General features: G+C 51.4%; 17 protein-coding genes and 1 pseudogene. 5 read left to right on the top strand and 13 right to left on the bottom strand.

From position 1 onward, the window contains the following. The first annotated feature begins 7 nt into the window (after positions 1 to 7). The 4 genes and pseudogenes from V8L70_RS03240 to V8L70_RS03225 all read left to right on the top strand — a co-directional run. Positions 8 to 349: a cupin domain-containing protein gene (locus V8L70_RS03240; RefSeq protein ID WP_027957719.1), complete on the top strand. Its 342-nt coding sequence runs from the start codon at positions 8 to 10 to the stop codon at positions 347 to 349. Between the two features lie 102 nt (positions 350 to 451). Next, the gene (locus V8L70_RS03235; RefSeq protein WP_035537759.1) at positions 452 to 1,957 is read left to right on the top strand and encodes a PucR family transcriptional regulator; all 1,506 of its coding nucleotides are present in this window, start codon (positions 452 to 454) and stop codon (positions 1,955 to 1,957) included. A 36-nt stretch (positions 1,958 to 1,993) separates the two neighbouring features. Beyond that, positions 1,994 to 3,436 carry an NADP-dependent succinate-semialdehyde dehydrogenase gene (gabD, locus tag V8L70_RS03230; RefSeq protein ID WP_027957718.1) on the top strand — a complete coding sequence of 481 codons (1,443 nt, stop codon included), beginning with the start codon at positions 1,994 to 1,996 and terminating at the stop codon, positions 3,434 to 3,436. An 85-nt stretch (positions 3,437 to 3,521) separates the two neighbouring features. Then, positions 3,522 to 3,908, top strand: a pseudogene (locus tag V8L70_RS03225) (transposase domain-containing protein); the annotation flags it as partial. Positions 3,909 to 3,910: 2 nt separating this feature from the next. Here the strand turns inward: V8L70_RS03225 and V8L70_RS03220 are convergent. Next, positions 3,911 to 4,919, bottom strand: a protein-coding gene (locus tag V8L70_RS03220) for an IS630 family transposase (protein WP_155830855.1) whose coding sequence is annotated in 2 segments (ribosomal slippage) — positions 3,911 to 4,534 and positions 4,536 to 4,919 — 1,008 coding nt in all. Because the reading frame shifts where the segments join, the coding sequence is not laid out codon by codon here. Between the two features lie 209 nt (positions 4,920 to 5,128). Between V8L70_RS03220 and V8L70_RS03215 the strand changes: the two genes are divergently transcribed. Continuing rightward, complete coding sequence (locus V8L70_RS03215; protein WP_027957716.1) at positions 5,129 to 5,923, top strand: pyrroline-5-carboxylate reductase family protein; 795 nt, start codon at positions 5,129 to 5,131, stop codon at positions 5,921 to 5,923. 94 nt (positions 5,924 to 6,017) lie between these two features. On the opposite strand, the gene V8L70_RS03210 is transcribed toward V8L70_RS03215, so the two are convergent. The 12 genes from V8L70_RS03210 to V8L70_RS03155 all read right to left on the bottom strand — a co-directional run bounded on the left by V8L70_RS03210 (position 6,018) and on the right by V8L70_RS03155 (position 21,563). Next, the gene (locus V8L70_RS03210) at positions 6,018 to 7,310 is read right to left on the bottom strand and encodes a TRAP transporter large permease (RefSeq protein WP_027957715.1); all 1,293 of its coding nucleotides are present in this window, start codon (positions 7,308 to 7,310) and stop codon (positions 6,018 to 6,020) included. Between the two features lie 12 nt (positions 7,311 to 7,322). Continuing rightward, positions 7,323 to 7,799 (bottom strand): TRAP transporter small permease, encoded by a 477-nt coding sequence (locus V8L70_RS03205; protein WP_027965462.1) that lies wholly within the window; start codon positions 7,797 to 7,799, stop codon positions 7,323 to 7,325. A gap of 55 nt (positions 7,800 to 7,854) precedes the next feature. Beyond that, complete coding sequence (dctP, locus tag V8L70_RS03200; RefSeq protein WP_035537763.1) at positions 7,855 to 8,865, bottom strand: TRAP transporter substrate-binding protein DctP; 1,011 nt, start codon at positions 8,863 to 8,865, stop codon at positions 7,855 to 7,857. Between the two features lie 101 nt (positions 8,866 to 8,966). Beyond that, entirely contained in the window at positions 8,967 to 10,478 is a 1,512-nt protein-coding gene (locus tag V8L70_RS03195) for an FAD-dependent oxidoreductase (RefSeq protein WP_027957713.1), read from the bottom strand. Between the two features lie 486 nt (positions 10,479 to 10,964). Further along, positions 10,965 to 11,636, bottom strand: a complete 672-nt coding sequence (locus V8L70_RS03190; RefSeq protein WP_051430473.1) for a TetR/AcrR family transcriptional regulator — start codon at positions 11,634 to 11,636, stop codon at positions 10,965 to 10,967. A gap of 193 nt (positions 11,637 to 11,829) precedes the next feature. Further along, a complete protein-coding gene (gene ydiJ / locus V8L70_RS03185; RefSeq protein WP_027957712.1) occupies positions 11,830 to 14,988 on the bottom strand; it encodes a D-2-hydroxyglutarate dehydrogenase YdiJ in 3,159 nt (1,052 codons plus the stop codon). Positions 14,989 to 15,103: 115 nt separating this feature from the next. Next, a complete protein-coding gene (locus V8L70_RS03180; protein WP_027957711.1) occupies positions 15,104 to 16,417 on the bottom strand; it encodes an NAD(P)/FAD-dependent oxidoreductase in 1,314 nt (437 codons plus the stop codon). A 191-nt stretch (positions 16,418 to 16,608) separates the two neighbouring features. Then, entirely contained in the window at positions 16,609 to 17,232 is a 624-nt protein-coding gene (locus V8L70_RS03175) for a SagB/ThcOx family dehydrogenase (protein WP_035537765.1), read from the bottom strand. Positions 17,233 to 17,339: 107 nt separating this feature from the next. Next, positions 17,340 to 17,705: a cupin domain-containing protein gene (locus V8L70_RS03170; RefSeq protein WP_027957710.1), complete on the bottom strand. Its 366-nt coding sequence runs from the start codon at positions 17,703 to 17,705 to the stop codon at positions 17,340 to 17,342. Positions 17,706 to 17,730: 25 nt separating this feature from the next. Next, positions 17,731 to 19,167: an aldehyde dehydrogenase family protein gene (locus V8L70_RS03165; protein ID WP_027957709.1), complete on the bottom strand. Its 1,437-nt coding sequence runs from the start codon at positions 19,165 to 19,167 to the stop codon at positions 17,731 to 17,733. Between the two features lie 22 nt (positions 19,168 to 19,189). Next, a complete protein-coding gene (locus V8L70_RS03160; RefSeq protein WP_027957708.1) occupies positions 19,190 to 20,146 on the bottom strand; it encodes an NAD(P)-dependent oxidoreductase in 957 nt (318 codons plus the stop codon). A gap of 10 nt (positions 20,147 to 20,156) precedes the next feature. Then, the gene (locus V8L70_RS03155) at positions 20,157 to 21,563 is read right to left on the bottom strand and encodes an NAD(P)/FAD-dependent oxidoreductase (protein WP_197029711.1); all 1,407 of its coding nucleotides are present in this window, start codon (positions 21,561 to 21,563) and stop codon (positions 20,157 to 20,159) included. Positions 21,564 to 22,108 lie beyond the last annotated feature (545 nt).

Genomic DNA, 22,108 nt, shown 5'->3' with positions numbered 1-22,108 from the left:
AACAACTATGACCCCGATGCTGATTCATCTTGAAGACAACAGTGCCTTTACCGCTTCCTCTGCAGTGGGCGCACCCACCAGTGCGCAAATTGCAATGACTCGGTCCGCTGGCCACACTGATACGCCCGTTGGCGGTGCTGGTATCTGGGAATGCACTCCTGGGCGATTTCGCCGCCAGATTGCCCAGTCAGAATACAGTTATTTCATCGAGGGTGAGGGTAGTTTCACTCCAGATGATGGCGAGCCCGTTGAGTTTTATGCTGGGGATATAATCTTCTTTACCTCTAATTCGAAAGGGGAGTGGAATATTCGGAAGACTGTCCGGAAGGCCTATCTAATTCTGAGCTGACTATGAGATAAAGTCGCGTTAGCCGGATATCGTCTCCTCTTACTCCCCAGCTATCGTGGCATACTCTCTTACGTGCCACCGTAACCTTATACAGAGGCCCCAATGCCCCTTCGGATCATAGACATCATCAAGATGCCTGAACTGCGCACTCGCCTGCTTAGTGGTAGTGAAGGGACGGGGCAGTTGGTTCGTTGGGCACATGTCTGCGAATTGCCCGAGCCAACCGAATGGCTGGGAGAGGATGATTTACTGATGACGACCGGCATCGGTATCCCATCTGAATCTTGTGCGCAAGGTCGATATGTGGAAGCTCTATCATGTGCTGGGCTGGCGGGCATGATGATCGGCGAGAATATGCAGGCACCTGATAATTTGCAGGCTCTTCTGGACACTGCTGAACGCCTGAGCTTTCCTGTATTGATGACGCAGTATGGTGTGCCTTTTGCCAGTGTGACCCGTGCGGTGGCTGATGCACAACGTAATGAAGAGTTCGAGCGGCGCAATGCCATTGCTCGGATATATGTTAGTGCCCGTATGGCTATCGAGGGTGTCGACCTTGAAACCCTGTTATACCGTCTAGAGAAGGACGTGCAGGCTTGGCTGCTGCTCTGGGATCCGCAGACGCAACAGCTCTGGCTGCCCAAGGGGCGCGAACTGCCAGAGAGTTTGCGAGAGGATCTGCTGCAAAAGCGGAATTTTTCTCATCCCCAGCCGGTGGTTCGCCACTATCCGCTGGAGGATGGCGAGGTTCTTGGCATCTCGATTCCCTCTCGCCGGACATGTGATCTGTTGGTACACCACACAGATCAAGATGTCCTTGATTACAGCTTGCTCAACCACCTATCTGCAGTGCTTGGTATCGCGCTGGAACGGCTGCATGTAGAAAACGAGCGAGCCATTCGGTTGGGCTCGGAGCTGCTCGAGGATCTGATGAACCACCGCCTAACCCGCCAGCAGGCGGACAAGCGCCTATTGCAATTTGGTATCTCATTGGACACGGCGCATCTGGCAGTAGCGCGGAGAGGCGGGCTGTCTCTGCCCGAGTGGGCAGCGTTATTCGAGCGTTCGGATATACAGCTCTTACTTTGCCCGCAGGACGAAGAGCTTTTGTTGCTCCTGCCCGGAGATTCTGCTCCTGCCGTGCAAAACATCCTTGAGTCCGGTATGGGGGTGAGTAATCAAGTTAGCTATTTCGAGCGTCTAGACGAAGCCTCTCGCGAGGCTCGACTTGCCGTGACCCATGCTAATTCCGACCAGCCAGTAGTGTTCTACGCGCTGGTCGCCGAAAAATTGCCATGGCTGCCTCAAAACCTTGAAGAGGCGCGGGAAACTTTTCGCAGTGTACTCGGGAGCGTAGCCGAACATGACAAGACATCCCGCACCTCGTTGCTTTATACGCTGAAGGTCTTCCTCGAACAGAATCGCTCCTGGCAGTCCACTGCCGAAAAGCTATATATCCATAAGTCCAGCTTGACCTATCGCATCCGTCGTATCGAGGAGTTGACTGGTCGCTCACTTGGTAATACGGGAGATGTGGTCGCCCTTTGGTTGGCTTTGCAGGCCGCTGAAATTCTGGGGTTGCCCCAAGTATTGGGCAGAAAACGCTGACCAATAGTATTGTCACAACCAAATGGTATTCAAATAATGAGCCAACTTGCCTTGCTTCGACAACAAGCTTTTATCGATGGTTGTTGGATTGGTGCCTTAGACGCTCGAGTTCAGTCGATTCACAATCCTGCAAATGGAACTCTGGTCGGCACGGTTCCTGTAATGGGAAGACAAGAAACCCGGAAGGCTATCGAGGCTGCTGACCGGGCGCTTCGTCCTTGGCGTGCTCTGCCAGCCAAGGAACGGGCTGCACTGCTGCGAAACTGGTTCGACTTGATCCTCGAGCACTTGGATGAACTCGCGCATCTTATGGTATTGGAGCAAGGCAAGCCGATGACCGAGGCGCGGGGCGAAATCCAATATGCCGCCTCCTTTGTCGAATGGTTCGCTGAAGAGGCCAAGCGAGTTTATGGTGACATCATTCCGTCGCCGAAGCCGGATAAGCGCATCTTTGTGCTTAAGCAGTCGATTGGTGTAACAGCGGCAATTACACCATGGAATTTTCCCTCGGCAATGGTCACACGCAAGGTCGCACCGGCGCTTGCTGCAGGTTGTACGATAGTGTTGAAACCAGCTCCGCAGACGCCCTTTTCTGCTCTCGCGCTTGCATATCTTGCTGAATGTGCGGGGATTCCTGCAGGAGTCTTCAACGTGGTCACGGGGACGGCGGCCGAGATCGGTGATGAACTCACAGGCAACCCTACAGTACGCAAGCTGACTTTCACCGGCTCTACCACTACCGGCCGATTGCTGATGTCGAAATGTGCCCACGACATAAAAAAGCTGTCGTTGGAGCTTGGTGGTAATGCGCCTTTCATTGTCTTTGAAGATGCCAATCTCGATGCTGCTGTCGAAGGGTTGTTGATTTCCAAATACCGTAATAATGGACAGACTTGCGTCTGTGCAAATCGAATCTATATTCATGAAAAAGTTTATGACGCTTTTTCTGAAAAACTGATGGCAGCAGTAAAAGAGTTCAAAGTCGATGATGGACTTAAAGACGGTGTCACCATGGGGCCCTTGATCGACAATGCAGCTGTAGGGAAAATCCAATTACACATTGAAGATGCCGTGACAAAAGGTGCAAAAGTTATCACGGGTGGTAAGCGTCACGAATTGGGCGAAAATTTTTTCGAACCGACTATCCTGACAGATGTTCCTGTACATGCCTTAGTAGCAAAAGAGGAAACTTTCGGCCCTTTGGCACCGCTATTCAGGTTCTCTGGTGAGGCGGAAGTCGTCGGTTATGCCAATGATACGGAATTTGGTCTGGCTGCCTATTTCTACACGCGTGATATGGACCGGGTTTTTCGTTTGGCTGAGGCGCTGGAGTATGGAATGGTCGGGATTAATTCTGGGGATATTTCAAATGAAGTTGCGCCTTTCGGTGGTGTGAAAGCTTCGGGCCTTGGGCGCGAAGGATCTAAGTACGGTATTGAGGAGTATCTTGAAATAAAGTATCTAAATGTTGGGTTATAGGCCTAATGCCAGTCAGTTAAGAGTTTCATCAATGAGCTGACAATCCGATATTCCGGTATCAGTGACGCTCTGATACCGGATTTTTATGCATTTTAGTCAAGCCATTGATGCCATCGCTCGCGTTTCGCCTGAACACTTCTCCAGCCTCGCGGATGTTCTCTCCACCGAGTTGATTGACAAATGCCTAGAACACTCCGGTGTAGCCACCTTGCGTAAACGTCGTTTACCGCTTGAGATGGTGGCCCGGTCGATTGTCGGCATGGCATTATTTCGGCACATCCCGATGGGGCAAGTCGTTAATCAGCTCGATATTGTCTTACCCGGCCAACGTCCTTTCGTGGCACCCAGCGCCGTTGCCCAAGCACGTCAACGCCTCGGGGTGGAGGCTGTCAAACGCGTTTTCGAACAAACGCAGGGCCTGTGGCACGAACACCCCCCTCACCCTCATTGGTGTGGTCTCAGGCTGCTAAGTGCCTATACAAAAATAATCAGGTATTCGCTGCCGTAGCCTGACAACACCTTATGGACATAGCCTTTCAAGGCCGAGAAGCTTTCATAAGCCGTCATCGGCAGCCACTCATACTTGACCTTGCGCCAAAGAATCTCGATGAAATTTAGCTCCGGCGAATAAGCAGATAAATAGCCTAGGTAGACACGATGCGACATCCATTCCAACTCCTTACGTCGGAAAGCCTTGGAGCGATGAACACTGGCATTGTCCAGCACCACGATCGCAAAAGTGTCCGGCGACTTCTGTGCAACCAGGCGGTCAAAAGCCTCGATGACCACCTCGGTGGTGATGGTTGCCATTGTCGAGTGGTAGATCAGCTTGCCCTGACGACTCAAGAAGCCCAGCACGTTCAGGCGCTGGCTATGTGAGTAGGCTGGTATTTCCCGAGGATGGCCGATAGCGATAGGGCTCCAGGCGTAAGGCAAGACGGAGAACTGGGCAAAGCCTGACTCATCGAAATAGTACAGTTTCGTCTCGCCCCGATCTTCCCAGCGCTGAAGCTCGGCCAGTGGGCTTTGTGTATGGCGGAAGTTAGTCTCGTTACGCTGGCTTCTCAGGGATCGCCGAGCACGCTTGAAACTATACCCCAGATTTTTTTAATGCTCGCTTGATCGTCATGGTACTGGCGTATTTCCCTGTTTCCTGCTGGAATCGTGCTTGGACGGCCTTCAGCTGATGAGGTTGCTCTTGTACGAGTTCAAGTAACCGCTCCCGCTCCGAATCACTATAGATGGTAGGCCGCCCGGCGCGTGGCTTATCCTGGAGCCCATCGAGGCCCTGTGCCTCCCAGGCATCGAACCAGAGCGAGGCCGTTTCGCGGGTAACGGACAGAATCTTGCAGATCTGATCGATGGTATGACTTTGGTGACTCAGCACGATGGCGTGAGCCCGACGACGCAAGGCTGGTTTCTCACCATAGGTATACGTCTGGATATCTGTGTCGGATAGGGAAGGCACAAAGCGGAATGTCATGCACATCGTCCTGAGTCAACGGATTAGGTTTATGAGCATAGCGGAAAATATGTGTTTTGATACTTAGCACTACTTAATCAGGGGGATGACGTCGCGCCCATAGCATGTACACTTATGAACACTAGATACTATTCATGCAATAACTAGCTGCATTGGTTGATGAAATACGTATTTGGCAGCAACTAAACAAAGAGAATAGGAACTGAAAAATGTCACAAAGTGAAGTAGTGGGTATTATTGGCGGACACGGTTGGATGGGGCGAGCACTCGGGCTCTCCCTGTTAGAACGGCGCATCATATCTGCCGACCAGTTAGTCGTTTCATCACGTTCCGAAAACAACAACGCATACCAAGACTGGCCAGACGTCCGTCGTGTTAAGAGCAACAGTGAGCTGGTCGAGTTGGCAGATGTTATTGTGCTTTCTATCCGCCCCGACGATCTCGTTAGTCTTAATATTAATGCAAATGGAAAATTAGTTATTTCTCTGTTAGCGATGGCTTCCTCGGAGAAGATTGTTAGCCAAGTAGGAAGCAGTCGAGTTATCCGAGCAATGCCAAATGCAGCAGCTGAAATCCAGCGTGCATACTTTCCATGGTATGCATCTGAGCAGGTTACTGAGGAGGATAAACAGCTCGTTCAAACGCTGCTAGAGAGCTGCGGTAAGGCGCGAGAGCTTCCCGAGGAAAGTAATCTCGACTACTTAACTGCCTTAAGCGGTGCAGGGCCCGCCTATCCGGCCTTGCTGGCTCAATCAATGTTGGAACACGCCAAACAAATGGACATAGCCGACGATATAGCGCAGGAAGCGGTCATGCAAACGTTGGTAGGTGGTAGCTTACTACTTGAACAGCTAGGAGCAGATCCGAAAGAAATGGTTGAGCGGCTGATTGCTTATAATGGCACCACAGCCAAAGGGCTAAGCTCGATGATCGAGCAGGGTTTTCATGAAGCTGTTCACCATGGTCTTACGAATGCTTACCGAGCAGCCTCCGGCCAACAATAAGGCTTCCCTGCCTCGCTGTTCCTAGATAACACTGTTGTAAGTCATAATCATCTAAACTCAAAAAAAGCCTCCGGCCTAAAGGCCGGAGATAAAATTAAACAAGCCCAAGCAATTTTGGGATAAAAAGTGCAAGCTCAGGAATAAAAGTAGTCACTAGCATTACAGGTATGCCCGCAAAGGCAATAAATATTAATGCCGGCACTATCATCTTATGAACTGAGACCTGTCCAATATTTGAAGCCATGTATAAAATTGGTGCCACAGGCGGGCTATTAGCACCTATCACAACAGAACATGCAACGATTGCGCCATAGTGGATAGGATCAACTCCCTGCTGTACCATAAGAGGTAGGAAAAGCGGTGCAATTACTACCGTTACGGTTACATCGTCTAGAATAGCGCCTGCTACAATTAGAAAGACATTGACGAGTAATAAAATCATTATGGGATTAGAAACCAAAGAACTCATAAATTGTGTAAGCTCTTGTGGAATTCGCTCCATCGATAAAATTCTGCCAATCATAAATGAAAATAGCAAAATCATAATAATTGAACCAGTCGTCTGAGATGCATCAACCAAACTACTTGTGAACTTAGCAAAGGTCATTTCTTTATAAAAAAACACGCCTATCATCAATGCTGCTACGGCTGCTACGGCCGCTGCTTCAGTGGGTGTAAAAACCCCACCATAAATTCCGCCCAAAATTAAAACAGGGAGAAATAAGGCCGGCAGTGCTCGTTTAGTCGCTTTGCCACGAGAAATATTTAGCGATTTATCAAAAGACTCGGTAACTTCTGTAAAAACCTTAGTGCAAAATACACGATTAATCACTGACAAAAGCACAATCAGTAAAATAGCCGGACCAATTGAAGCTGCGAATAGCGCCGCTACAGATTGCTGTGTTACAACACCAAAAAGAATCATTATAATCGAAGGCGGTATTAATATACCTAGCAGTGAAGATATCCCCAAAAGAGCAGACGAATAGCCCCTGGGATAACCGCGTTCTTCAAGTGCGGGAATCATGGTCTTACCAACAGATGCAACGGCAGCGGTAGACGTACCAGCAATGGCACCAAAAACACCGGAGGCAAGAATCATTGCGGTTCCCATCCCGCCTTTTCGCTTACCTACCAATACCTCCATAAAGTGTATTAGTCGCGTGGCTATGCCCCCAGTCTGCATTAAATAACCGGTTATCACAAATATAGGCAATGCAATTAAAACGACCGAGTTTATTGATCTAAAGCCTTGTAGCATCAACGTGTTTAAGCTTGCATCATAGGTAAATGCAAAATAACCCAGCGCCCCTGCAAATGCCCAGGCAATAGGAATACCGGTAATTAAGAGAAAAATCAACAAACACAAACCAATTAATGCTTCCATACTCACAACCTCTCAGGATCTAGTTCTTGAAATTATGGAAAAATACAGATCGCGTAGAGCAAAAGCCAAGCAGGCTAATGCTGCAACTAAAATAGCTGAACTAGGTAATGTAAGCGGGATTGAGAGCGCCGGAGTTGACTGAGGAAGATTTATCCCCCACATAATCATTTTATATGCCAAATATGAAAAGAGAGAAGTGACAGCTACAGTCACTAAGCTCACATAAATCTTATGATAAGCAAGCGCTTTTGTACCTTTTAGGCTTAAAGCTAAAAGATCAACTTCAAGATGTGTGTTATTTTTGCTTGCCAGAATTGCTCCTAACATATACAGCCATATTGCAAAAACCATTACAATCTCGAGTATTCCCATTAAAGACACACCCACATAACGCGAAGCAACTAAAAGAACCATCAACCCTACAATGCATATACTGCAAAGAACGATTAATGCCTCCAGCACTTTAGTAATGACGCTATTTTTAGACATTGACCTCGTTACTCCCTGAATGCCCCACCTTCTCGGCAGGGCAACTGACTATCTATTAAAATTCTCTCGCATTTTCCTCAATGACATCCATTAAGTCATCGCCAAGCTGAGATCTCATTTCAGGCCAAATAGCCTCACGCACAATGTCAGCATTTTGTTGCAGTTCCTCATCGGAAAGCTCAGCATATTTCATTCCTCCTTCAACTGCCTTCTCCACATAGAGCTCATCTGTTGCTTTACCATCTTCAAATTGTTTTTGAACCGCATCTTCAGATGCTCTATAAACAGCTTGTTGATGTTCCTCTGACAGTCCATTAAACGAATCATTGTGTATCAAGAACATAGCCGTCATGAACATATGTTTTGTTCTAACATAACAATCTAAAATATCATTAAAATATTCATAATCATGATAGATCACATTTCCTGCATCACCATCAACTACTCCAGTTTGCAGAGCAGTATAGAGTTCAGTCCAGTCAATGGCTGCAGTTTTATAGCCAAGTGCCTGTATAACTTGTGGAAATGGATAGACTGGGATAGTTCTAAGGTTTACACTATTTTTATCCTCTAGCTCAGTAACACACTCACCAATAGTGGCGATCCCATTAAAACCTTCCGGCCAAGGCCCAAGAAACTTAAGGCCATTGTCATTCATAACATCATTGACTGCTGAGTAAAGCCAACCATCAGGAGAATAAGCCTCAAGAGCGTCTTCCCAACCAGTCAACATATAGGGAGTATATACAACTCCAATACGACGATCATAGTTAGTCATAGGCCATGTTAGCATTCCATCAATGGCTCCCCCCATCAACAGATCAAACACCTCTTGCTGCGTGCCTAGTTCATTTTGAAAAAACAACTCTACTTCAATTTCGTTATTTGAATACTCTTCTATTTTTTCTCCCCAGTAAACTAACGACTCACCTGTCGGTGAATCTCTATTTGCTGAGTCTGAGGCCAATTTCAGAGTAGTAGCATACGAAGCATTACTGACACCAACGACTAATGCTGTGGCCACAAGTATTTTTGAAATTTGCTGGGACTTGTTTTTAGTAATCATCAGAGATTCCTTTTATAACTATTATAGTTAACAACGCAGATCATAAATTAAAAAACCATTAAACCATCCCCTACCCCCCTTAACTTAAAAATGTTAAAAAATTATTTAAAAGTCAAAAAATACTTGGAATTTTCTTCAAGATACCCTTTAACTTCAAGTTGCCTCCTTTGCTCTGACCAAGCCAGTGTTTTTGCGGCAATCTGTGATATGTCTTCTAATCGCCCTATACCTAAATCCTTACTCCATCCATAAGGCAGACGTCGACGCACAAGATCGCCTAAAGTTACGACGTATTCATTCTTAACGATATCCTCTATGCCATCTTTACTTAGAGATGACAAATCCGGCTTCTTAATTAAACGTTTTTTATTAATTGTCACGCTACCCTTTTTTCCCAGCTTCTTTTCTACAAGCTTTGCAGTTATACGTGCAGCATGCCGATGAAGCATAATCATAACGCCTGTTACAGATACAAAATTAGGCATATCTAAGCTTTCGTTTAGCTGGATGACTCCACTTAATGTTTTACCATCACGTGTTGAACCTGGTCGAACGCCACACCATGCGTGCAGCACATCTTCTTTATTTAAATTCAATGCAGGAAATAAGTTGTTTGCTTCATTTAGCAAGTAACTTACTTCGCTTTCCAGCACTCGCTGCCCTTCTGGCTCACTATCAACTCTATCCTCTGTAGGTCCGATAAAATGCATATCGCCCCAAGGAAAGATATAAAAAGGCTCACCACGACTTGAGAAACTTTCCAGACCTTGCCCACGAAACTCTTCAGGGAGCTTGACCATTACATTCACTCCCTTGACACCTAAAACTTGTCGACGAAGGTCTTTCGGTGCAGAACACTTCAAGACGTTGTCAATCCATGGTCCCGCGGCATTTACCACCATACGTGCGCGTATTACTTCTTCTCCATGGCACTCTGGTGCCTTCTCCTTGACCGTTACTTGCCAAAGTGAGTCCACGTACTCTAAGGATGTTACTTCGGTGTAATTTCGAACAGTAACCCCAAGTCTTCCAGCCTCTAATGCCGTATCAACACAGATTCTTTCTGGCCATGAGTATTGGTACTCATAAAAGCTCCCCACTGACTTAAGGTCAGAGCTCAAGCCCCGTACAAGCCCACTTAACTTACGTGCCTCTTGAGCGTTGTGCCGTTTATAGCCAAGAGGTACGTCCTTGGAGCCAAAGGTAGATAGCAGTCTGTATCCAAAATCAATAACCGCATCAGGATATTTTCTTCCGCCATGCCCAGCGTACGGAAAATAGAATGTCCGGCGTGTCAGGTGTTCGGGCATCTCTCGCACTAGTTCCGTGCGACACTGCATTGTTAACCAAGCACGATATATTCGGCCTATCATGTCCAGCGGATGAAATGGGATTTTCCAAAGCGGATAATCTGGTTTCATGTAGCCAAGCCCACAGTAAAGTAATCGGCTTGATCTAGATGATGTTCCAGCACCAATATCACCGCGGTCCAGTAGCAGCACTGAGAATCCCCTGAGAGATAACTCCCTAGCAGTTGCACACCCAGTGGCACCTGCGCCTACCACGACCACATCATATTCCGTAGCTATTTTATTTATCGCAGGCCGACCCATATCTCTCACCTGAATTTTTGTTAGTCACTAATTTCACAAATGATGCCAAGACACCCAACACCGCACCGTCATGTTCACCAGTGTCAGCTTAGAGTTCACCTGTGTCAAGAAGAGGCAAGCTTCATTGCCAGTAAGCTATTATTGGAGTAAGAATGGATATATAAGCCTTTATTTTCAAAGCTCTTAAGCCGAAGATTGTGCGCAGAAATCCTTCGGATCAACGGCAGATTTAATACTAAAAGGTAATACCACCTTTAGTATTAAACGCTTTGATCTCGATCAGCGAGTGTCGATAGAGTATTAAAAGCGACAGATAGGCGGATACTCGGCACCTGCTGTCCTCTCTTGGAGTATGAACAGGCGCATTAATTACAGTAGCTAGCCAAGATTAGGCACCAATCAGTGCCGGTCAACACGAATGCGCAACAGCAGTGTCGGCTGTTGCCATGACATATTTATCATTTAAATTCAATGCATTGTATGCATTCAACACTCAGCGTGGCACACCTCTTCCTCACGCGCATCATAAGCTTTCATCCACGCGGCAAGTCGAGGTGTATGTCGTGAAGCAAATCTTTCCATATCCTCCCTTCGGTGGGGCTGACCAGTAAATATCTCGATATAATCGGCCATTCGTCCCATACGCTCCTCTTTTGTTTCCTGGGTTCGCATAGATATATACCCGATCTGAGTCAGATAAACAGTACGAGCACGAACATTGGCGTTATGCGCTGAATAGTTAAAACGTACAAACATTGAAGTCAGCGCATCAAGCCTGACTTGATCGGCAGACGCGACCTCGTGGGCAATTTTTGGAGACTGCATGGCCCAATTACGCACAGCGAATTCGAACTCAGAGTTAAAAATTGTTTCATCTAACCAGCAATCAAATACGTTTAGCATGGCCTCAACGACGGTGTCAGCATAACGCTTTGTCTGCGAAACCAATCCTTGAGTATTCTTGGCTTTCCAGCGTTCTATCAAAGCCTCAAGCAGCGCATCTCTATCTTTAAAACACCAATAGAAACTTGTACGGGATGTCTTCAGCGACTTAGCCAATGGTAAAATCTTGACTGATTCAACCCCCGATGTAACAAGCGTATTGTAGGCGGCATCCAGCCAATCTTCTCTTCGCCCCTTCTCGACTTCCGCCCTCATAACTTACCTCTCTCCGTTGTCCGCTACCCTATCCAGTCGGCAGCACCTATGCTTATCCATATTCACTCATGACCAGCATGCTGACAAGAATGGACATTTCTTGTCAGTTTTACAGGAGGATCTCCTCTAAGCATACCAGCCATGGGTTTATCAACCGCCATTATACAGCCCGACTCTTCCCGAGGATGGTTCATTACGATTCAACTCTGCGCAACTCACCCAATAATGCCTGAAGTGGATGAGGTAAAATCGTGCCGGAGATCCGCCGGGCCTGACTGCGACAGGAATAACCGGTGGCTAGCAAGCGACCCGTGTTGGCCAAGTTCTCTACTATCGGTTGCCAAGACTGGGAGTAAATTACTTTTGAGGTATTCAGGTTACGCGTCTCGTGACCATAGGTGCCGGACATGCCGCAGCAGCCGCTGGCCACCACTTCGAGTTCGAGGCCAAAGGCGGCGAACACCCGCTGCCAAGCCTTAGGTGTGCCCGGGGCATTAGTCTTCTCGGTGCAGTGGGCAAGCAAGCGATAGCCGGGGGCGTCGAGAGCGAGGCCAGCCGGCGCCCGCTCGTCCAGCCACTCAGTCAGCCATTCCGGTAGCAGCCGCACCTCGGGCACGGCGGCCTCGCCCAGCGCCTTCACGTACTCCTGGCGGTAAGCCAGAGTCATCGCCGGGTCGATGCCGACCAGCGGCACCCCGGCATCGGCCAGTGTCCTGAGCCGCTCGGCCTGCTTCGCCGCAGTACGTTCGAAGGCGCCAAGGAAGCCCTGGACGTGCAGCGGCTTGCCATTAGGCGCGTAGGGGGCCATAAACACCCGGATATCGAGGCGCTCGAGCAACTCGATGACATCCATCACCAGTGTCGATTCGAAGTAGCTGGTGAAGGCATCCTGCACCAGTATCACGCTACGGATTTTTTCCGCTTCGGTGAGTCGACCCAGGCTGGTGGGGGTGGCCTCGCTGACACCCCGGGTCGCTAAATGCTTCTTGAGGCTGATCCGGGACAACCGTGGGCTATCAACCATGCCGATGGGGCCGGCCAGCAGTCGGTCTACTAGACGGTTGCCCAGGGCGGCGTTGTAGAGCGGAGCGAGCCGCGCGAGGGTCGGCACTATAAATTCCAGCCCGCCGATCAGGTAGTCGCGCAGCGGGCGCAGGTAGCGGCCGTGGTAGAGCTCCAGGAACTGGCTGCGGAAGGTCGGCACGTTGACCTTCACCGGGCACTGGCCGGCGCAGGACTTGCACGCCAGGCAGCCGGCCATGGCCTCATACACCTCGTGGGAGAAGTCCGCCTCACCGCGCCGCCGGGCCAGAGTGTTCTTGAGCCGCAAGGGGAAGCTCTTGATGCAGCCCCAGGCCCCCTCGGCCTGCTGCCCGCGGGACTCCTCGAGGACGTCGACGCCGGCGTGGCCCTGCAGGCGCAGCCATTCGCGCATCAGGCTGGCGCGGCCCTTGGGCGAGTGGACGCGCTGGCGGGTGGCCTTCCAGGACGGGCACATGGCGTCATCGGGGTCGTAGTTGTAGCAGGCACCGTTGCCATTGCAGTAGACGGCGTCGCCGTGGGCTTGCCAGACCCGCTCGTCGATCTGGCGGTCGTACTGGCCTCGGGTCGGCACGCCATCGATGGTCAGCAGCCCCGGATCGCTCCACTTTACTGCCTGCTCCTCGGTGGCGTCAGGCGAGGGGGAAGTAAGCAGCGGAGTCGCGATCTTGCCCGGATTCAGCTGGTTGTGCGGGTCGAAGGCGGCCTTGAGGCGGCGCAGGCTGGGGTAGAGCGGGCCGAAGAAGGCCGGTGCGTACTCGGAGCGCACGCCCTTACCGTGCTCGCCCCACAGCAGGCCGCCGTACTTCTGCGTCAGCGCGGCGACCTCGTCGGAGATCTCGCGGATCAGCCGCTCGTCGGCCGGGTCCTTCATGTCCAGCGCCGGTCGCACGTGGAGTACCCCAGCGTCGACATGGCCGAACATGCCGTAGGCGAGGCCGCGGGCGTCGAGCAGGGCACGGAACTCGGCGATATAGTCGGCCAAGTGCTCCGGTGGCACCGCGGTGTCCTCGACGAAGGGCAGCGGCCGCCGCTCGCCCTGGACGTTACCAAGCAGGCCCACGGCGCGCTTACGCATGCTATAGACCCGGGCGATCTGGGCGCGGCCTTCCGCCAAGGTATAGCCCAGGCGCTCGACGCCGGCGTCCTGTTCGAGATGGCGACAGAAGACGGCGACCCGCTCGGCGAGGCGCTCGGGGTCGTCGTCGTTGAATTCCACCAGGTTGATGCCGTGTGCCGGGGTATTCCCTGCGGCTGGGAAGAACTCGGCGACGTCGTCCCAGATAAAGTCCTGCATGGCCAGCCCCAGCACCTTGTCGTCCACCGTTTCGATGGAGGTAGGGCGCGCCTGCGGCTGGGTTTGTGAAGAGCTGTCGCTGGACATCAGTGCCTTGGCGTCGCGCAGGGCGTCCATAAAGCCCGCATAGCGCACGTTGACCAGGGTCGAGTGCTTGGGGATCGGCAGCACGTTAAGTACCGCCTCACTTGTGAAGGCCAGTGAGCCTTCTGCGCCGCATAGCACACTGTTGAGATCAAAGCGGCCATCCTCGGTGCGCAGGTGCGCTAGGTCGTAGCCGGTCAGGCAGCGGTTGAGCGGCGGGAAAGTGTCGCGAATGCGCTGGCGCTCACTGTCGATGATCTCGCAGGCGACCCGATGCACCCGGCCCACGGCATCGTCGCGGGCGCACAGGGCGTCGAGCTCAGCCTCGCTCACCGGCCGGGTGGTGAGGCACTCGCCACCGAGTAGCACGCTGTCGAGTTCGAGGACGTGATCGCGGGTCTTGCCGTACTCGCAGCTGCCCTGGCCGCTGGCGTCAGTGGCGATCATGCCACCGATGGTGGCGCGATTGGAGGTCGAGAGCTCCGGTGCGAAAAACAACCCATGGGGCTTCAGGGCGGCGTTAAGCTGGTCCTTGACCACTCCGGCCTGGACACGCACTCGGCGGGCCTCGACGTTGATATCGAGGATGGCATTCATGTGTTTGGAGACATCGACCACTAGGCCATCGGTGAGCGACTGACCATTGGTGCCGGTGCCTCCACCGCGTGGGGTGAGCACCACCTGCCGGTGGGCCGCCTCGCCAGCCAGTCGGGCGATTCGCGCCAAGTCGGCCGCGTTGCGCGGATAGAGCACCGCCTGGGGTAGGCGCTGGTAGAGGGAGTTGTCAGTAGCCAGCACCGTGCGGCTGGCGTAGTCCGGGGCGATCTCGCCTTTGAAGCCAGCATCCGCCAGGGCTTCGAGGAAGCTCAGGTAAGGTGCGTCCTGGCCAGGAAGAAGCGACGACTCGTTGGTATCCAGTCGTGTAATCATGACTTTGTATACTCTCTCGGGCTATCAGCGACCATGACCTTGTATACCACTTGAGGGAAAATGGATGTCACCTGGACAAGAAGAAATTGAACCATGCACAAAGAAACCGTGGAGTTTACCTTTCCGGCCCCGCCCGCCACTGGTTGTACATCAGGGTGGCGGCCACCCCGATATCCAGCAATGGCCTCGGTGGATTCTTGGCAGGACGTGGTTGCGCCAACATATATCTCAATAGATCAGAATCCTTGTTTGCCAGGTGATCGGCGATAAGCTTGCCGGTGATCGTTCCCTTGGTAACTCCAATGCCATTATGGCCGCCGGCACCAAACACATTCTTTCCCAGCTCGCCGAAGTAGGGCGCATGATTACGGCTCATGCACATTACCCCGCCCCAGGAATAATCCATTTCCACATTATCCAGCATCGGGAAACGCGCATTGTAGCCATTGACGATATGCTTTTTGGCATTTTCAAGATCAGTGGGCGAGCTCTTGCCGCCAGGGTTGAAACTGAAGCTGTTGCGCACCAGGATTCGCTGATCCAGCGTGCGACGGACGGTACTGCCAAAAGGGTCCGCGGGGATCACCCCCCAGCAAGCATCGCCACCCAGTCGCTGTTGCTCGGCTTCTGTCAGCGGTCGAGTCAGCCCCGCATAAGTGAAGATGGGAAGCAGAGTCCCAGAGAGGTAACCAAATTCCTGGGCGAAGACATTATTCGTCAATATCAGCTTACGAGTCTTGATCATTCCAGCGGGGGTATGCAACTGGATACGACTACCATGCTCAATTTGCGTCACCGGCGTCAGCTCACATAACTTGACATTCGCGGGCAGGGTGCGTGCCAAGCCACGAGCCAGGGCTGCGGGCTGCACTAGTACCGTGCCTGGGGTGTAGAGCCCCTGCTTATAGTAACTGGTACCCAGCTTCGCCTGCATGTCGGAGGTATTAATCATGTGGCACTCGGCGCCGAGCCTCTCTAGCCCCGAACGATAGGCTTCCAGGACCTTGATGCCCTTGTCATTGACAGCGGCTTGCACCTTGCCGCAGGCACGCCAATCGCAATCGATACCCTCTTCCTCAACGATCTCTCGAAGATAGCTAATAGCGGCACGATTAAGTGACAGATCCATGCCTGCGACGTTGAGATCCCCGATATAATCCGGAGCTGAAAGGTCGTGAGGCAAGTCGATCAAAAAACCAGAATTACGGCCAGAAGCACCGTCGGCAACACACTGGGCGTCCACCAGCAAGATGGTGTCATCTGGATGGTGAACCGCCAACTGTCGGGCTGCCGCAAGGCCGGTAAAGCCAGCGCCTATAATCACCCAATCGGCTTCGGCCGGCCCTTCGAGTCGCCGAGGCTCATGTTTCGGGAGAATACCAGTCCAGCCACAACTATCATCATCGGCAGGTAGGTTGTTTATCTTCATTGTTGAACACCTCTTAAGTGGGCACAAACACCCAACTACCCCAAATCACCTAAAACCCTTGCTGTTTTAATATCCGATTCCACCGTCGATAACGAAGAGGAGGCGTCGATGTAAAATCAGGTGGACTATCAGGAAGGCCCTCCTGCCTTGCTATTGCTGAGCGCGTCAGGGGATTCTATTTTCCGCACTGATCAAACGTCCCGCCGTTTCCCGATACACAGCAATGCTGTAGGTTCCAAGCCAGCGGGTAACCTCAATGTTTTCTTTACCTTTAAATCGTCGAATCCTGCCACTAGAACAAACCCTACTCCGAGAGCAACGCTCTGAAGATGGACGTTTTGTGCTAAAGCACCAGTTTCCATATATACATAGCGAGCACCGCGCGCTCCCTCGGGTGGCTGACATTCGAAGTGCCGAACTGCATCTTCGAGTCTTGCTGAAACCACAATGACGATGGCCGCCTCTTTTAACCACGGTTGATCGCCAATTCCTAGCTCTAGCATGGTCTCCTCTGGAACCTGATCACCGGCCAGCTCCAACGAATGGCTAGCAGCCTTATACTCATAGGTGCCGGGCTCAAGTTTTGATACATGCTTCACCAAAATGTGTAGATGTAGCGGGTATAACCCACCCGCCGATGGAGTTGCTATTTTTTGGTCTGGCCCAGTTACTCCTTGGGCCGACCAAAGCAGTTGAGACAAAACATTGATAGTTAGCGGTACCTTTGTGTACTCCCTTACGCTGCGCCTGGCCTCAATACAGCCAGCCAATGGCATAGAGTCTTGAAACTTCGGTGCAGGTAGCTCGAAGACCATGGATTAACTCCCTTTGCCAAAGTACCTTCGCTCAAGCCTCGCGCACCAAGGCCAAGTAAAATCAATGAATCAAGATGACTTCATTCACGTTTCTCCTGAGCAGGCACTTAACAAGCCACGTTGTAAATGACGTAATACTTGGTGACAGGCTCGATTACTTCCCAACTGCCCTTGAAACCGACAGGAATCACAAAGGCATCCCCTGCTTTGAAAGTGCTTTCTTCGCCATCTTCATCAGCCAAGACAATATGCCCTTCGACCAAGTAACAAAACTCGTGGCGTTGGCTGTAGTCGACGGACCACTTGCCAATCTCCGAACTCCAAATGCCCGAGAGCAACTCTTTGGCGGCAGAGGCGTACATGTTTTGCAGACTCTGCTCGGGAGCGCCACTAAGGCGACGCTCTGGCTCCATCACGGATGTGCTATTGGGTGCCGTACTATTTTGGAAGTCGATGATTTTCACTGATGGCATCGTTAGGCTCCTTTGGTGAGAGGGACTAGTTGGCGTACTGATAGGCAGTTTTTACCCGGGTATAAAACTCTGCGGCATAGCTACCCTGTTCGCGTGGGCCATAGCTTGAACCTTTAGTACCGCCGAACGGAACATGGTAATCGACCCCTGCAGTGGGCATATTCACCATGACCATGCCGGCTTTAGCGTGACGTTTATAGTGCTCAGCGTATTTCAGGGAGGTCGTGCAAATTCCGGAAGATAGGCCGAAAGGCGTATCATTGGCCTCTGCTAGAGCGGCTGCATAGTCAGCCACCCGAGAGACGGTGACCACCGGCCCGAACACCTCTTCCTGGCAAATGCGCATCGCGTTATTCACGTCCGCGAAGATGGTCGGCTGCAGGTAGTAACCATCGGTAGTCGCCTCAACCCGGTTGCCACCCGCCAACAGCGTGGCGCCCTCTTGCTTGGCGATGTCGATATACTCCAGGTCTTGTCGCAGTTGACTCTCACTGGCGACGGGGCCAATCTGGGTCGCTTCATCGAGTGCCGGGCCAACACACAACGCTTGCGTCTTCTCGACAAACCGCTTGATAAAATCATCATAGATACCATCTGTCACGATGACGCGCGAACTGGCCGTACAGCGCTGCCCGGTGGAGTAAAAGCCTCCCTGGACGGCAATATCAACAGCTTGTTCCAGGTTGGCATCATCAAGCACGACAAGCGGATTCTTGCCACCAAGCTCAAGCTGTGCTTTTACCATGCGTGCAGCACAGCGCTGGGCAATCATGGAGCCAGTGTTAACCGAGCCAGTAAATGTCACTGCCTGAACAGCATCGCTGCCGATAATGGCATCACCCACCTCCGAACCTGGACCAATCACCATATTGAACACTCCGTCGGGAAGACCGGAGCGAGAAATAATCTCAGCCAATGCCCAGGCTGAAGAAGGCACTAATTCAGCGGGCTTGAAGACAACGCAGTTGCCGTAACATAACGCTGGGGCAATCTTCCATGACGGAATAGCAATCGGGAAATTCCAAGGTGTAATAATACCCACCACGCCAACGGGCTCCCGAGTAACATCAACGGTTGCGCCTTTACGCACGGACTCCAGGCGCTCACCACCGATACGCACCGCCTCACCAGCAAAGAACTTGAATAGATAGCCGGCTCGGGTAACCTCGCCAATGCCTTCCGGAAGGGTTTTACCTTCCTCGCGTGACAGCAGAGCACCCAGTTCTTCGCGTCGGCTTAGGATCTCGCTACCAATGAAATCCAGAGCATCAAAACGTTCTTGAGGGTTAGAGTTCCCCCACTCGGGAGCGGCTGCCGACGCGGCTGCTAGCGCTTGCTCGGTTTCCATTCGTCCGGCTCGGCTGAAGCGATCGACTACATCGGAGACATCAGACGGGTTCTTGTTTTCAAGCACGTTATCCCCAGCGGAAATAAAAGCGCCATTGATGTAACTGGTTTTCATGACAGTTTTCCTAGTTGGAGAATTAGACTAAATTAGTGGGTGTACCTTTATTCCACTGGTTGATGTTCCCAATGGCTCGGTTCATTAACCCCTGCATCGCTTGCTGGCTACTCCAGGCAATATGCGGTGTCATGATGAAGTTAGGTAGATCCATCAATTGCAGTAGCGGCTCGTCTGGCCGGATAGGTTCGTGCTCAACAGCGTCGAGCGCAGCGCCTGCCAGAAGACCAGAACGCAGTGCTTCGGCGAGATCACTCTCATTGATGATGCCCCCACGGGCGGCATTGATGATCACCGCGCCCTTCTTCATGCGTTTGAATTCGGCCAGCGTGAACATATTCTGAGTCGAACTGAGCAACGGACAGTGCAAGCTGATAGCATCGCAGGTTTCCAGCAGCTCATCGAACGACACAAGCGGCAGATCATTAGCCGTCTCGACGTCGTTGTGATAGACCACATCCATACCCAGGCCCGTCGCGAGCCGTCCCATGGCCCGCCCGATCATACCGCTACCCACGATGCCGATACGGCTGGTATGAATATCGTTGACTTCGTAATCGAGAAAGACATTGGTCTGCCAATCATCCCCATACCACTTGTTGCTTTTCAGCAGTGAGTGATACGCGAGGATCTGCCGCCGTAGGGCCAACAGTAACCCCAAGGCGTGCTCGGCAACGGTGGCCGGAGAGTAAGCAGGTACATTGCATACCTGAATCCCATGTTCATGGCAGTAGTCCACATCGACATGATCGGTGCCAGTCATGGCGATGCAGACCATTTTCAAGTTCGGTAGTTGTGCAAGCTCAGCGGCAGGCACCGGTGCGCCGCAGGTTACGATGATGGTTGCATCCTCGGCGCGCTCAACCAACTGCTCACTTTCCGTGTAGTCATACTCAACCCACTGATGCGGGAAGTCAGGTTTGGGTAAGTGAATCTGCGGCGCCACAGCACTTTTATCTAGAAATACGATGTTATGCATAACCTCTCCATCAGCTCTTTTTTGTGGGCACATAACCAGCAGGTGCAAGCGATGCCAGCTTGCGCGTTACCCAGCCAGCTGTCTTATTTTGGTCTTCCAGCGCTTCCTTACGTACAAGTGCATCACGCACCATATACCCGCCGATATAGCGGAAGGGCTCTATCGGGAAGCGTTTGATTTTCGTATCGACAAGACCACAGCGACTCCACTCATCATTCTTCTCCAGCGTGAGAGAGGCGACAATTCGGCTTGCAAACACGGTCGTTGCAACTCCATTACCTGAGAAACCTATCGCGTAGACGATATTTTCATGACCACCAAGATGCCCAAAGGTGGGCAGCCCATTCATCGCTCGATCAAGAGGTCCCGTCCAACTACTAACAATGGGCACATCAGATAAATTGGGGTAAATATTGTGAAACGCCTCAGTCACCTTTTTTGCAGCAGGGGAAGGCCCTTCGTACATATCGCCAACACGACCACCGAAGCCAAATTTTCCTAAGGGCTTGCCGAAAATCACCCGCCCTTCCTGCGTATTGCGATAGTAGTTAAGCACTACCCGAGAATCGGTCATGCCTTCACCACCGGTAAAACCGATCTCATTGAGGCGCTCAGGCGCTTTAGCCGTTGCCACCATATCACTAGAGACCAGTGCAATATCGCGGCGAAGTTCCGGGAAGATAGCCCCCCAGGCATTCATGGCAACCACTACTTTTTCCGCCTTTACGCGGCCCCTCTCTGTATGGACGATGGGTGTCTTGCTGCGTTCCAGACGCTTCATCGGTGTCTGTTCGTAGATTTCAACACCTAATTCCAAGGCATGACGCCGCAGACCACGAGCAAGCATCGCTGGCTGTACGGTGGCCGCATTAGGATCAAAGACCGCTTCGATGTTGTTCGGACTTCCGGTTCTTGCTTGTGCTTCGCCAGGCGCTAAGGCGATAAAGGGATTCACACCATACTCATTGAGGGAATCCACCAGCGTGTTCCAGGAGCCTTTTTGCATTTCGGAACTGGCCGACCATATCCACCCCTCCTTGCGATACTCCGCATCGATGCCGTTCTCTTGGCAAAATTCACCTATTTCATCAATCGCGGATTCAGCTGCTCTGCAAATACGCAGGGCTTCTTCATGACCACAGAGCTTGCGAACCGACAGAAATTTCCCCCACCAGTTAGTCGCAACGCCGCCATTACGGCCACTGGCGCCCCCACCACACAGGTCGCGCTCAACGATGACAACCTTAAGGTTCGCCTTTTCCCGCTTGAGCCGAATAGCTGTCCAGAGACCAAGGTATCCTCCACCGATAATACAAACATCGGCATTAACATCAGTCTCAAGCGAAGGAGCCACGTGACTGTCATAGTCCAACGCCTGCGCATACCAAAAGCCTCTGTACTTATGCATATCTTGCATCTATCGTCACCCTATTTACTCTTGAGTTGGAAGGAGAGACCTCTGTCCCGCCAAACATGCAGTGGCATGCGCAATAAATATCGAACTATTGAGGTCTTACCCAGTGATTTCATATGGTTTAGTGCGAAACAGAAGGCGGCTGAGAGAACCTCTCAGCTAACTTAAATGCCTTTCACTTCCCAACCGTAATCTGCCGCTTAATTACCAATCTGTTCCTGAGAATCAAATCGAACTGACGTTGCACAGAGGCTTTCAGTGGCGGAGTAGTCACGCTAGCCATTTTTCACCTTATTTATTTGAAATTGTTGGAATATAAGAGTCGTCAATCAACTCTAACGATTGTTATCAACACACGGCGCCTACGGCCTTTGCCAGTAAACAACATTGTCCATAATGGTTTAGAGGCAATGTTGTCGGGCGACATGCGTTTTCTTACGCGTATAAAACGATAATGAGTTCATGCACTGTTCACCTGACAATAAAAGCAATGTACACATATGTCATGTAAAATGACAAGCATGTACATTTAAATTACAACCAAAGTC

This window comes from Vreelandella arctica, assembly GCF_037070215.1.
Classification (GTDB): Bacteria; Pseudomonadota; Gammaproteobacteria; order Pseudomonadales; family Halomonadaceae; genus Vreelandella; species Vreelandella arctica.
This window is presented reverse-complemented; position numbering and strand designations above follow the sequence as displayed.

Coding starts and splice junctions, on each gene's coding strand:
- gabD (WP_027957718.1), top strand. CDS start 1,994: ATGAGCCAACTTGCCTTGCTTCGACAACAAGCTTTTATCGATGGTTGT.
- dctP (WP_035537763.1), bottom strand. CDS start 8,865: ATGATTACTAAAAACAAGTCCCAGCAAATTTCAAAAATACTTGTGGCC.
- V8L70_RS03215 (WP_027957716.1), top strand. CDS start 5,129: ATGTCACAAAGTGAAGTAGTGGGTATTATTGGCGGACACGGTTGGATG.
- V8L70_RS03190 (WP_051430473.1), bottom strand. CDS start 11,636: ATGAGGGCGGAAGTCGAGAAGGGGCGAAGAGAAGATTGGCTGGATGCC.
- V8L70_RS03240 (WP_027957719.1), top strand. CDS start 8: ATGACCCCGATGCTGATTCATCTTGAAGACAACAGTGCCTTTACCGCT.
- V8L70_RS03195 (WP_027957713.1), bottom strand. CDS start 10,478: ATGGGTCGGCCTGCGATAAATAAAATAGCTACGGAATATGATGTGGTC.
- V8L70_RS03160 (WP_027957708.1), bottom strand. CDS start 20,146: ATGCATAACATCGTATTTCTAGATAAAAGTGCTGTGGCGCCGCAGATT.
- V8L70_RS03210 (WP_027957715.1), bottom strand. CDS start 7,310: ATGGAAGCATTAATTGGTTTGTGTTTGTTGATTTTTCTCTTAATTACC.
- ydiJ (WP_027957712.1), bottom strand. CDS start 14,988: ATGATTACACGACTGGATACCAACGAGTCGTCGCTTCTTCCTGGCCAG.
- V8L70_RS03205 (WP_027965462.1), bottom strand. CDS start 7,799: ATGTCTAAAAATAGCGTCATTACTAAAGTGCTGGAGGCATTAATCGTT.
- V8L70_RS03180 (WP_027957711.1), bottom strand. CDS start 16,417: ATGAAGATAAACAACCTACCTGCCGATGATGATAGTTGTGGCTGGACT.
- V8L70_RS03235 (WP_035537759.1), top strand. CDS start 452: ATGCCCCTTCGGATCATAGACATCATCAAGATGCCTGAACTGCGCACT.
- V8L70_RS03165 (WP_027957709.1), bottom strand. CDS start 19,167: ATGAAAACCAGTTACATCAATGGCGCTTTTATTTCCGCTGGGGATAAC.
- V8L70_RS03170 (WP_027957710.1), bottom strand. CDS start 17,705: ATGCCATCAGTGAAAATCATCGACTTCCAAAATAGTACGGCACCCAAT.
- V8L70_RS03175 (WP_035537765.1), bottom strand. CDS start 17,232: ATGGTCTTCGAGCTACCTGCACCGAAGTTTCAAGACTCTATGCCATTG.
- V8L70_RS03155 (WP_197029711.1), bottom strand. CDS start 21,563: ATGCAAGATATGCATAAGTACAGAGGCTTTTGGTATGCGCAGGCGTTG.